Source organism: Mycobacterium angelicum (assembly GCF_002086155.1).
GTDB classification, from domain to species: Bacteria; Actinomycetota; Actinomycetes; order Mycobacteriales; family Mycobacteriaceae; genus Mycobacterium; species Mycobacterium angelicum.
The window spans coordinates 322,417-334,289 of the sequence record NZ_MVHE01000001.1 but is presented as its reverse complement, the minus strand read 5'-3'; the positions used below and the strand labels follow the sequence as shown (position 1 = coordinate 334,289).

The 11,873-nt window shown below is 65.0% G+C and carries 9 protein-coding genes and 1 pseudogene; 4 read left to right on the top strand and 6 right to left on the bottom strand.

Going from position 1 to position 11,873, the window contains the following annotated elements; translation table 11 throughout:
- Positions 1-1,446, top strand: a 1,446-nt coding sequence (locus BST12_RS34165; RefSeq protein ID WP_139801432.1) for a thioesterase domain-containing protein, incomplete at its 5' end; no start/stop codon positions are given.
- A 6-nt stretch (positions 1,447-1,452) separates the two neighbouring features.
- Here the strand turns inward: BST12_RS34165 and BST12_RS01475 are convergent.
- Positions 1,453-2,919, bottom strand: coding sequence for an HNH endonuclease signature motif containing protein (locus BST12_RS01475; protein ID WP_245849992.1), 1,467 nt, complete (start codon positions 2,917-2,919; stop codon positions 1,453-1,455).
- Positions 2,920-2,968: 49 nt separating this feature from the next.
- On the opposite strand from BST12_RS01475, the gene BST12_RS01470 reads away from it, so the two are divergent.
- Positions 2,969-3,550: a hypothetical protein gene (locus BST12_RS01470; RefSeq protein WP_083111240.1), complete on the top strand. Its 582-nt coding sequence runs from the start codon at positions 2,969-2,971 to the stop codon at positions 3,548-3,550.
- Positions 3,550-4,452 carry an alpha/beta fold hydrolase gene (locus BST12_RS01465; RefSeq protein ID WP_083111195.1) on the top strand — a complete coding sequence of 301 codons (903 nt, stop codon included), beginning with the start codon at positions 3,550-3,552 and terminating at the stop codon, positions 4,450-4,452. The genes BST12_RS01470 and BST12_RS01465 overlap by 1 nt, the downstream gene beginning before the upstream one ends.
- Positions 4,453-4,488: 36 nt before the next feature.
- Here BST12_RS01465 and satS read toward each other — a convergent pair whose 3' ends face one another.
- Both satS and BST12_RS01455 read right to left on the bottom strand, forming a co-directional pair.
- Entirely contained in the window at positions 4,489-5,811 is a 1,323-nt protein-coding gene (satS, locus tag BST12_RS01460) for a protein export chaperone SatS (protein WP_083111194.1), read from the bottom strand.
- Positions 5,812-5,844: 33 nt separating this feature from the next.
- On the bottom strand, positions 5,845-6,726 hold the full coding sequence (locus BST12_RS01455; RefSeq protein ID WP_083111193.1) for an alkaline phosphatase family protein: 882 nt from the start codon (positions 6,724-6,726) through the stop codon (positions 5,845-5,847).
- A 91-nt stretch (positions 6,727-6,817) separates the two neighbouring features.
- Here BST12_RS01455 and upp point away from each other — a divergent pair.
- A pseudogene (gene upp, locus BST12_RS01450) lies at positions 6,818-7,438 on the top strand (uracil phosphoribosyltransferase); the annotation flags it as partial.
- Between the two features lie 4 nt (positions 7,439-7,442).
- On the opposite strand, the gene BST12_RS01445 reads toward upp, so the two are convergent.
- The 3 genes from BST12_RS01445 to BST12_RS01435 are packed head-to-tail and all read right to left on the bottom strand — an operon-like array spanning position 7,443 to position 11,786.
- Positions 7,443-9,029 (bottom strand): phospho-sugar mutase, encoded by a 1,587-nt coding sequence (locus BST12_RS01445; RefSeq protein WP_139801431.1) that lies wholly within the window; start codon positions 9,027-9,029, stop codon positions 7,443-7,445.
- A gap of 2 nt (positions 9,030-9,031) precedes the next feature.
- A complete protein-coding gene (locus tag BST12_RS01440) occupies positions 9,032-9,838 on the bottom strand; it encodes a purine-nucleoside phosphorylase (protein WP_083111191.1) in 807 nt (268 codons plus the stop codon).
- A gap of 22 nt (positions 9,839-9,860) precedes the next feature.
- Positions 9,861-11,786, bottom strand: a complete 1,926-nt coding sequence (locus BST12_RS01435; RefSeq protein ID WP_083111190.1) for a PPE family protein — start codon at positions 11,784-11,786, stop codon at positions 9,861-9,863.
- Between the last annotated feature and the right edge of the window lie 87 nt (positions 11,787-11,873).

Below are 11,873 nucleotides of genomic sequence, written 5' to 3'. Positions count from 1 at the left end.
GGGTGTGGGTATTGGCGTCGGGGGGCGTTGACGGCGTCGCGGTTTGTGGCGTGCCCGTTCGTCGGCGTCGGGGAGCGGATGTATCGGACCGGGGATGTGGTGCGCTGGGGTTCAGATGGCCAGCTGGTGTATGTGGGTCGTGCTGATGAGCAGGTCAAGATCCGTGGGCATCGCATTGAGTGCGGGGAAGTCGCGGCGGTGTTGGCTGGTGTGGATGGGGTGGATCAGGCCGTGGTGATCGCCCGTGAGGACCGTCCCGGCGACAAACGCCTGGTTGGTTATGTGGTGGGGACTGTTGACCCGGACCGGGCGCGTGCCGCGGTGGCCGACCGGTTACCGCCCTACATGGTGCCCGCGGCCGTGGTGGTGTTGGCCGAGTTGCCATTGACGGTCAACGGCAAGCTGGATCGACGGGCGCTGCCGGCCCCAGGGTATGGCGACACCGAGCGATATCGTGCCCCCGAGACGGCGTTGCAGGAAATCCTGGCCGATATCTACGCTGAAATCCTGGGTCTGGAGCGGGTGGGGATCGAGGAATCATTCTTCGATTTGGGTGGCGATTCACTGCTGGCGATGCAGGTGATTGCCGCGATTAATAAGTCCTTGAATACTCGTCTTCCAGTGCGCGCCCTATTCGAAGCGCCGACCGTTGCAAACCTCAGTCATCGGCTGCCAGCGCTAGAGGGTTCAGCTGAAATTGTTCCCATTGAGGTACTCAAAGGCGGATCTGGGGTCCCGCTGTTTTGTCTGCCGCCTGGGGGAGGAATCAGCTGGCTCTACCGAAATCTGGGTTCGTATGTGGACTGCCCGATCGTCGGCATTCAAAAGGTCCCGCAGAATGGGCAATTTGAGCCCGCATCAATTCGCGAGCTGGCCAAGCACTACGCCGACCTGATACAGGAATTCCACCCGGGCGGGCCATACAATCTGCTCGGCTGGTCCTTTGGCGGCGTCGTCGCTCATGAGTTGGCCATTGAGCTGCGCCGGCGGTCATGCGCAGTTGGGCGCCTGATAGTTTTGGACGCCTTTGTCGACGTCGATCACACCTGGGGCGGCAAAGATGCGGTGACCGAGAGCGATGTCGTCGAGATGCTCACGATCTTGCAAACAGCTGGCCTCGATATTGAGACACTGGCCCAGCCTCAAACCGATCAGCAGGTACCGGAACAAGCGTCCTTGTCTAAAGAGATTATTGAGATCTTGCTCAACAACGTGAATGCCGATAGGCAACTCCTAATACGGCATGTGCCGGACATATTTGATGGCGACATGATCATTTTTTCGGCATCCCGTGGCAACGACGGATCACCACTCTCAAATAATTGGCGGCCATACGTCGTGGGAAATATAACCGAATACCCAGTTGACTGTACGCACCAGGAGATGCTGACCTCGGAAACACTGAAATTGTTCGGCCAACAACTCGGGACCGCAGCTCAGCCCTAGAACGAACTAGAACGGCGGTGGTTCGTCGTCGGTTTCAGGTGGTGGGGCCGGGCCGAAGTTGTTGACGGATTCGGCTCGGCGGGTCATGCGGGCTTGGTGGCTTTGGCGGCGTTCGGTGGCGATGCGGTAGGCGCGGTCTTGAGCGCGGGTGCGACGGCGTTTGGGCATCATGGCGTTGCGTTCAGCGCAGTAGTCATAGGCCGGGTCCGCGTTTGGGACCGGAAGATCACCGGTGGGCGCGCACAAGCCTGGGAACAGTAGTGCGCTGCCGGGGGTGGTGACATAGGTGTGCCCCGTGGGTGCGGTCAAGATGAGGGTGCCGTCGGGCAACTGCTGCTCACCCCAGCCCCAAAAGGTTTTCGCCAGGTGATGGGTGCGGCAGTAACACTTCAGGTTCGACGCGTGGGTGGGCCCACCGGCAGCGTAGGGAATCGTATGGTCCACATCGCATTTCGTGGCGGGCCGGTCACAACCGGGCCAGCGGCACGTCAAATCCCGACACCGCACAAAATCGGCCAACGCCCTCGACGGCGTGTACTGCGGTTCGGGTGGGGCATCGACGGGATGCACCAGCGGCACCAGCTTCGCCGATTCAGCTAGCTCGGCCACCAACTCAGCCGTAATCAGCCCATCGCCGTCGAGCAGGGAACCCGGCGCCGCGCTGCGCCCATCGAGGGTGGCCTGCTCGGCGATCACATGAATCACCACCGGGCCGGCGGCCGCACGCCCCCCGGCCGCACAGTCCGGGCGCCCGCAGCGACACCCCAACCGCCTAGCATCGGCGGCCAGCGCCCCCACGGCATCGGCGCGCCGCTGATCACGGGTGCGCGGATCGTGTTCACATACCGTGGCCGCCAGCGCGGTCAAACGCTGATCCAACGCCTGCGCGTCGGTCGTGGACAGGCTGCCCACGATCTCACAGGTGCCGTCGTGGCTGGGCCCGATCCACACCGAGCGATCGGAGTGCTGCTTGCGACGCCGTCGCACCGCGTCCGCGTCGGCGCGGGCCACCACCTTGTCCACCAGTGCGCCCAGCCGACCCTTGCTCAGCGACGCCCAGCGCGCAACCTTGACGAACAGTTTGCCGTCGACGTCGGCGAGCACGTCGGGATCGACGATCAAATCGGTGCGCGTCACGAGCGTCTGGAATGCCCGGTAGTTGATCTCGCCGGCCTTGAACAGTTCGGCCACCTGCGGCAGCCGCTCGCGCATGGCCCGGGCATACGACAGCCGGTCACCGGCGGCGCTTTGGCTGATCCGCAACGCCGCCGCCACCTCGGCGGCGACCGCCTCCTGGGTATCCAGCGCCCAGTCCTCGGTCTCCGAGCACCGCGACAACCGATAGGCAAACAACTGCCCGATCGCCACCAACTGGGCCGCCGCGGCCCGGTTCTCGGCTCGGCTCGCGCAGCAGATCCGCTCGATCAACTCCGCCGACTCCGCCGTCGCCGATCGATCGGTCCATTCGAACATACGTGCGATTCTGCCACAGGGGTCCGACAACCGGCATACCATCGCTCGTGTGCTGCTCAACCGTGCCACCGCCGAGGGCATCGCGCACGGCCGCATCAGTCTGGTCCTCCGCCGTTGGGACGCCGCGCGAGCCAAAGCGGGCGGTACCCAACGCACCATGGCGGGCACCATCCGCATCGACGATGTCGCCGAACATCCCTGCGACTACCGCGTCACCAAACAGCAGGCGCGCGCCGCGGGCTATCCCGACGCCGCTACCGCACAGGCGGAACTCGACCAGCGTCAGGCGAAACACACTTACCTCATCACGGTCTCGTTCGTCGGCCTCGACGAACGCCCCGCGCTGGCCGCCGACGACACCCTGACCGCCAACGACATCCAATCGATCGTGGCCCGACTCGACCGCCTCGACGCGGCCAGCGAATCCGGTCCCTGGACCAGGCGTTACCTGCGGATCGTCGGCGACAACGAGGCGGTTCGCGCGCCCGACCTCGCCGCCGGTGAAAGCTTGGACGTTCCGCGATTCAAGCGGCGGGTCCGCCGTCTCAAGGAGATGGGCCTGACGATCAGTCTCGATGTCGGCTACCGATTGTCGCCGCGCGGCCGCGCATTCCTCAAGGCCACACGGTAATGACATTGCTGCCCAACGATATTCGCGCCGACGAGGCGAGGATATTCACGCTGCCCGACGGGCGCGCGCTCGCCTACGCGCAGTGGGGCGACGCCCACGGCTATCCCGCGTTCTACTTTCACGGCACGCCGAGCTCGCGGCTGGAAGTTGTGTTCGCCCACGGCGCCGCACAGCGCAACGGCTTTCGGCTGATTGCACTCGACCGCCCCGGCTTCGGACGCTCAACTTTCAAGCAGGGCCGCATATTTCGCGATTGGCCCGCCGACGTCATCGCCCTGGCCGACGCGCTGCAACTCGCCGAATTCGGCGTCGTCGGACACTCGGGCGCCGGACCGCACCTATTCGCTTGCGGCGTGCACATTTCGCCAGAACGACTGAAATTCGTTGGTGCACTGGCACCGTGGGGACCACTGGCGACTCCGAACATCATGACGGCCCTGAACGCGGCCGACCGCCGCTATGCGCGGTGGGCGCAACGCGGTCCACGACTGTTCGGTACCGTGTTCGCGCCACTCGGCTGGTGTGCGAAGTACAGTCCCGATTTGTTCTTCCGCCTGGTGCGGGCTTCGGTGTCCGGGGCCGACCAGCAACGCATGAGCGACGGACTCTTCGCACGGCACTTCCGCGCCATCCAGCTCGAAGCTTTCCGGCAGGGCAGCCGCGGCGCGGCCTATGAATCGTTTCTCGACTACCGGCCCTGGGAATTCGACCTCGCCGATGTGGCCGTCCCGACGCATATTTGGCTGGGCACCGACGACATCTTCGTGCCGCGCGCGATGGGCGAGTATTTCGAGCAGACGATACCGGGTGTCGACTTCCACTGGACCGAAGGCAAGGGGCACTTCAACATCGAAGACTGGGACGCGATCCTCGCCGCCTGCGCGGCGGACATTGGCAAGTGACCGGCAAGTGACCGGCAAGCGACGGGGCTCGCGGCGCTATTCGCGCCTTAGCCGTCCCTCCACGAAGGTTTCCAACTTCTCCCACTCTCGCACCGCCGAGGCATACGGTGCCGCAGGCTTTTTCGCCGAGGCGGGATCGAGCACATATGCCACCAACTTGCCCAGCGGTTTGCCGGTGTCCAGCGCCTTGTCGACGGTGCTCTCCTCGGAATAGTCGCCGATATCGCGCAGCAACTCGACTGCCAAGTCAAGTTGCTCGCGGTCCACCGCGTCCGGCCCGTCGGCGAAGTCGTCGGCAAGCCCGCTCAACACATAGATGTTCTCGTCGGTGATGTCCACCGCCAGCGACCCGTCGGTGGCGGCGGTCCGGATGTCGTCGTAGGTGCTCAGATCGGACAAGTCGTGATCGTGTTCGTCGGCCAGATAGCGGGCCAGGGCACGCTCGGAGGTGAATACGCTGATTCGGCCGTTGCGGCCCAAAAAGATCGGGCGATCGTCCAGATAACAGCGCAGCGTGTAGAAGGTGCCCGCACCCGTCATGATCTGGATCGGGTCGATTCCTACCTGCGCCCAGAAGTCCTCTTCGCTGCCCAGCACCACATTGTCGCCGGCCGCGCGCTCGTCCTCGTCCTCGTCTTCGTCGTCATCGGCGCCCTCATCGGCGCCCTGAGCCTCGGCCTCGGCCTCGGCCTCGGCCTCAGCGTCAGCAGACTCTTCGCTGGACTCCGCGTCGGCCTCCGCCTCTTCTTCGGGCTCCTCGCGCTCCTCTTCCAGTTCCTCGGCAGCCTGCTCCGATAATTTCTCGTCCACTTCCGGAGTGCTGATGATGCCCTCGATGGCCTTGAGCACGTCGTCCCAGCTTCGATCGATGATCTCGGCGATCGCGTTCCAGCGCTTCTGGCCGGCCTTGCCGGTGAAGTGTTCGCTCCCGCCGGAAACGGTGCCCAGCGTGGGATTGCCGTTGAAGAACTTCGACACCGCAGCCAGTTCGCACACCGATCCGATCGACGAGACCACGGCCAGCGTGGCCGCCAGCGAGCCCACCGACTCCTCGGTCGGCTTCTCGGCCACCAGCTCCTCGACAACCACCAGGTCGAACTGTCGCTCCTCGGCCGGCTCGAAGGCATGCGCGTGCGCCTCGGTCAGCGCCTTCCATCCGGGATGGTCCACCAAATCGTTGTCGGAGTCGCTCCGTACGAAGGCAATCAGGTCGGCGACCGTCTCGAAGCCGAACAGGTCCTCATCCTTGCCCAGAAACGCTTCCCACTCGTCGCCCGCGTCGCGCCAGCGGGGCGCCCACAGCGTGTAGCGGTCACCCTCGGACAGGCTCAGGCGGATGGGCACGAGGTCAGCAGCCATGCGGCACACAATAGCGACCTCACCCGGCAGCGCTTACCCGCCCCAAATAGTTGCGACGGGTGCGGCGGCCGCCGCCTTGCCCGTCTTGGGCAGCCCGTACATCTGTTCCAGGGTGGAAAGCACGTTGTAGTGGCTGATCTGCTCGTTGTAGGTTCCGGGCTGCACATGGGCGCCGTAAAAGATCGTCGGGATCTGATTGCGGCTGCCGCCGTCGTCCTCGTCCCAGGTCACGATGAGCAGGCTGTTGTTGGCCTTGGCCCAGTTCGCATAGGCCGACAGCTGACGGTTCAGCCAGGCGTCACCGGCGGCTATCGAGCCGTCGTGCATGTTGTTGTCGGCGTTGGGGATGACGAACGCCACCGTCGGCAGGCTGGCGTAATTCTCCGGCGACGGAAATGCGGAAAACGGCACCGAGTTGGCCGCCGGGACGTTGCTGAAGTTGACCCAGGGCACGTGCTTGCGCCCGTATTTGCCCGCGGCGCACACGGTTGAGCCGACCGCCGGCAGGTCTTCGGAGAAACCGACGAATGTATAACCGGCGCTGAGCAATTCGGAGCCCAGGTTGGGCAGGTTCCCGCCGTTGACCGGGCAGGTGTTCTTGGTGAGTCCGAACGTGTCGCCGGCGAAGAGCGCCAGATAATTGGGTTCGCTGGGGTGCGTTTCGGCGAACGATTGCGCCATCATCGCGCCATTGCCGGCCAGTGCGTTGATGAACGGTGCCGACTTGTTGCCGATGATGTTGGCCTGCGACCGGTTTTCCTCCACCACGATCACCACGTGCGCGAACGCGGGCAGCGTTGCCGCGGCATGCGCCCGCCAGCCGGTCAGCGGCGCAGCCGAAACTGTCGCCGTTAGCAAGGCTAACGTTGCCAGCGCGGTATACGCCCTGTTCAGGAGCGTTTTCACGGGCCGCATGCCGGGAGTATATGGGCGCTGCGCCGCGGCTCGGGTCGCCGCGCGAGCGTGTTCCCGGTGCGACCCCCGATTGTTATATACGCTCGACGGCATGGACGTCTGCGTCGTTGATCATCCGCTGGCTGCCGCGCGACTGACGGTGCTGCGAGATGAACGGACAGACACCGTTGCCTTCCGCGCCGCGTTGCGCGAGTTGACGCTGGTGCTGGTCTACGAGGCCAGCCGCGACGCGCCCCGAGAGCCGGTGAAGATCCGCACGCCGGTGGCGGAGACGATCGGAACCCGGCTGATCGACCCGCCCCTGCTGGTTCCCGTACTGCGGGCGGGCCTGGGCATGGTCGAGGAGGCCCACGCCGCCATCCCGGAGGCCCAAGTCGGATTCGTCGGCATGTCGCGCGACGAGGAAACCCACGAAGCCGTCCCGTATCTGGAGTCGCTGCCCGACGATCTGACCGGGTGGCCGGTGATGGTTCTGGACCCGATGCTGGCCACCGGCGGGTCGATGATTCAGACGATCGAACTGCTGCGCCGCCGGGGCGCCACCGACATCATGGTGCTCTGTGTCGTCGCCGCACCGGAAGGCCTTGCGGCACTTGAGGAAGCGGCGCCGAATGCGCGGGTGTTCACCGTCGCGGTCGACGAGGGGCTGAACGAGTCGGCGTATATCGTGCCGGGTCTCGGCGACGCCGGCGACCGGCAGTTCGGGCCGCGCCCCTTCACCAGCCCGCAACCGAAGCGGCCACCTCCGCACGCACCGCGGCGGCCCGTTCCCGGGCACGTCGCAGGTCAGCGGCCACCGCGCAGCGAACCTCCAAATAGCACTTCACCTTCGGCTCGGTTCCAGAAGGGCGTACCACCAACCTGATCGAGGTGGTTTCGTCGCCGCCGGTGAAGATCAGTGCGTCGGTGATGTCGGTGACGGTCGCGGCACGCCCGGCCAGCCGGTCCGGCGGCGCTGCCCGCAGGCGCTGCATCCAGGCGGCGGCCTCCTCGGCATCGGCGACCCGACGCGACACCGCGGCCACGTCGTGCACGCCGTGGCGCCGGGCCAGTTCGTCCAGCGCATCGGACACCGAACGACCCTGCTCTTTAAGCGCGGCCACCAGATCGCACACCAGGACCGCGGCGCTGATGCCGTCTTTGTCGCGCACCGCTTCGGGGTCGACGCAGTGCCCGATCGCTTCTTCGTAGGCATAGACCAGCGTTCCGCCGGGAACGTTGGCGTCGGCGCGCGCCAGCCATTTGAACCCGGTGAGCGTCTCCACATGTACCGCGCCATAGCGCGACGCGATCGCGGCCAGCATACGCGACGACACCACCGTGCTGGCCACCACTGGGGTCCCGTCTGCGCCTGCCGAAAGAATGTAATCGCCTAGCAGCCAACCGGTTTCGTCACCCGACAGCATTCGCCAACCGGCCGGGCCGGGTATGCCGACCGCGCACCGGTCGGCGTCGGGGTCCAGCGCGATCGCGACGTCGGCGTCGACGTCAGCGGCCAGGGCGAGCAGTGCGTCGGCGGCCCCGGGTTCCTCCGGGTTAGGGAACGCGACGGTGGGGAAGTCCGGATCGGGCGCGAATTGCGTTGCGACGGCGTGCACGTCGCTGAAGCCGGCCCGCCGCAGTGTCTCGAGCGCCACCGCTCCGCCGACACCGTGCATCGGCGTCAGCGCCACCCGAAGCGATCCGGTGCCGCGGCGAACCTCCGACGCGCGGCGGATATAGCGCTCCACCAGATCGGTATCGGCGGGTGCAACGGCCTGCCGGGCGATCTGATCGGCCAGTGGCGCGGCCGCCATCGCGGCTTCGATCTCACGGTCGGTGGGGGAGACGATCTGGATGCCGCCGTCGAAGTACACCTTGTAGCCGTTGTCGGTCGGGGGGTTGTGCGAGGCGGTGATCTGTATCCCGGCGGCCGCGCCCGTGCGACGCACCGCGAAGGCCACTACCGGCGTGGGTACCGGCTCGCCGAACAGCGTTACGGTAAAGCCTTGGGCGGCAAGCGTTTCAGCGGCCGCCGTCGCAAATGCCGCCGAGCCGTGCCGGACGTCGCGGCCCACGACTACGGCTGAGCCGGCCAGGCCGCGTTGCGTGAGCACCTGGGCCACCGCCCACGTCGCGCGCAGCACCACGGCAACGTTCATCGCGTCCGGCCCGCCGCGCACCGGCCCGCGCAATCCCGCGGTGCCGAACGTCAGCGGACGGGCGAACCGCGCCGCGAGTTCGTCGGCGTCGCATGCGGCGAGCTCGGCGGCGGTCTGCGGGTCTGGGTCGTGCGCGATCCAATCCTGTGGTGAGACAGTCACTTTCAAAACCGGGCGATGACGTCGGCCAGCAGCGAACCCATCCGGGCCGCCGATGCGGCTCCCGCGGCAAGCACCTCGGCGTGGCTCAACGGCTCGCCGGTGATCCCGGCGGCGAGGTTCGTCACCAGCGATAGGCCCAGCACCTCGGCGCCCGCGGCCCGGGCGGCGATGGTCTCGTGCACGGTCGACATGCCCACCAGATCGGCGCCCAGTATTTGCAGCATCCGGATCTCCGCGGGCGTCTCATAATGCGGGCCCGGCAGGCCCGCGTAGACACCTTCGCTCAACTGCGGGTCGGATTGCCGGGCCAGCGCACGCAGCCGCGGCGCGTAGGCATGGGTCAGGTCGACGAACTGCGCGCCGACCAGCGGCGAGCGCGCGGTCAGGTTCAGGTGATCGCTGATCAGGACCGGCTGGCCCACCGCCATGTCCGGGCGCAGCCCGCCGGCGGCGTTGGTGAGCACGACGATCCGTGCGCCCGCCGCGCAGGCTGTCCGCACCGGGTGTACCACGTGCGCCAGGTCGTGGCCCTCGTAGGCGTGGATACGGCCGGCCAGAACCAGCACGCGGTGCCTGCCGATCGCCACCGACAGCAGCTCACCGGCATGCCCGGCCGCGCGCGGCGGAGTGAAGCCGGGCAAGTCGCGGTAGGGCACCGTCGCGGTCGCGGTCCCCAGCGCCGCCACGGCGGGTGACCATCCCGAGCCCAGCACCACCGCGACGTCGTGCTCGGCGACCCCGGTGCGCTCGGCGATGACCTGGGCGGCGCGTTGCGCGGATTCGGCGGAAACGGGCTGCGGTCCAGTCACACTCGAAGGTTACCGACCGCGCTTACCGGTGGAAGAAACCCGACTGTTGGGTTCCGCTGTTGAAGGCGCCAGAGTTCAGGCTGCCCCCATTGGCCAGCCCGGAGTTAAATCCGCCTCCCGAGTTCAGGAAGCCCGACGTCTCGCCTTGCCCTGAATTGAAGAAGCCTGAAATCAAGCTACCGAGGCCGGAGTTGAAGAAACCCGCCTTGAAGCCGCCAGTGCCGCCGCTGCCGCCCGAGTTCATAACCCCGACGTGGGCGTTGCCGCCTGAGTTGACGAAGCCGCTGTCCACGTCGCCGGCGTTGCCATAGCCGGAAGTTTGGCTGCCATTGTTCCCGTAACCCGAGCTCTGCGTGCCTGTGTTGTAGAAGCCCGAGTTGCCCGTACCCGAATTCCCGAAGCCCGAGTTCGACACTGTTTGGTTGATCACGCTACCGAAGCCAGTGTTGAGGTCGCCGGAATTAAAGCCGCCGGTGTTAGTGTCCCCGGAATTCGAGAACCCGGTGTTGAAGTTGCCGCCGTTGAACCAACCGGAATTGTTATTACCCGCGTTGAAGTCACCGGTAATCGATGCGCCCGCGTTGAAAAAACCCGTGTTGTACGAGCCCGAATTGAAGCTGCCAACATTAGCGAGGCCGGAATTTCCGAAACCTGTATTGTAATTGCCGCCGTTTCCGAACCCGGTGTTTGCTCCTTCAAATATAAGGTCGGTAACACCTGAGTTCCACATGCCGGTGTCGAGATTTCCTGAGTTGCCGATGCCAGTACTATTATTGCCAGAATTCAAGAACCCGGTGTTGGTGTGTCCTGAGTTTGCGATGCCCCAATTACCGTACCCCGAGTTGAAGAAGCCGACATTATTATTGCCGGAGTTAAATAGCCCTATGTTGCCACTTCCGCTGTTTAGAGCGCCAAAGCCGATCTGGTTGTTGCCGGTAAGCCCGAAGCCAATGTTGCCCGAGCCGTTGTTGCCGAAGCCAACATTTCCACTGCCGAGGTTGCCCCAGCCCCGGTTGTTATCGCCATGGTTACCGAAACCCACGTTGTTGTTGCCGTAGTTGCCGGAGCCTACATTGAGGTTTCCATGGTTTGCGTTGCCGATGTTGCTGTCGCCCAGATTTCCGCTACCGATGTTTCCAGTGCCTCCGGATTGCGAGCTTCGCGAATTTCCGAATCCGAAATTGTTGGTACCGAAGTTTCCGCTTCCGAAGTTATGATCACCGAAATTTCCGCTGCCGATATTGTTGTTGCCGGTGTTTCCGGCGCCCACATTGTTGTTGCCTTTGTTTCCGCCGCCTACGTTGGATTGACCTTGATTGCCGCCACCGACGTTTTGGCTGCCGAAGTTTCCGCTGCCGGCGTTGTTGTTGCCGGTGTTTCCGCTGCCCAGATTGCCACTGCCCTTATTGCCGATACCCAGATTTACGTCTTGCAATAGGCTCTGCAGCGGCGACAACTGTGCTGCGACGGCAGCGGCCGTGGAGTGATATCCGAACATTGCCATCACGTCCTGGGCCCACATCTCTTCGTAGGCGAATTCGGCAGCCGCAATCGCCGGCGCGTTCTGCCCGAACAGATTCGACAACACCAACTGGACAAACGTATTCCGGTTGGCCGCCACTGCTATCGGATGGATCATTGCCGTCTGTGCGGCCTCGAACGCGCTGGCCACCACGTTGGCCTGAGCGGAAGCGCCCGCGGCCTGCGCCGCAGCGCCATCCAGCCAGGCGGCATACGGCGCCGCGGTGGCGGCCATGGCCACGGACGCGGGACCTTGCCATGCCTGGTCGGCCAACCCCGAAATCGCTGAAGAAAACGAACGTCCGGCGGCGGCCAATTCGTCGGATAGTTGAGACCATGCCGCCGAAGCCTGCAACATCGGCTCAGAACCGGCGCCGGAAAATATGAGCGCGGAATTAACTTCCGGAGCCAAAATCGAGTAATTCATTACGCCTCCATCCCTTTTCGAGGAATCTCGCAAGTGAGCCCCACGTGCTTCGCGCCGTAGCACTGGATGTCCGCCGAGCGCTCCCCG

Bases quoted from the DNA above. Each gene is read 5' to 3' on its own strand.
- satS (WP_083111194.1), bottom strand. From the start codon at position 5,811: ATGGCTGCTGACCTCGTGCCCATCCGCCTGAGCCTGTCCGAGGGTGAC.
- BST12_RS01475 (WP_245849992.1), bottom strand. From the start codon at position 2,919: ATGTTCGAATGGACCGATCGATCGGCGACGGCGGAGTCGGCGGAGTTG.
- BST12_RS01435 (WP_083111190.1), bottom strand. From the start codon at position 11,786: ATGAATTACTCGATTTTGGCTCCGGAAGTTAATTCCGCGCTCATATTT.
- BST12_RS01465 (WP_083111195.1), top strand. From the start codon at position 3,550: ATGACATTGCTGCCCAACGATATTCGCGCCGACGAGGCGAGGATATTC.
- BST12_RS01455 (WP_083111193.1), bottom strand. From the start codon at position 6,726: ATGCGGCCCGTGAAAACGCTCCTGAACAGGGCGTATACCGCGCTGGCA.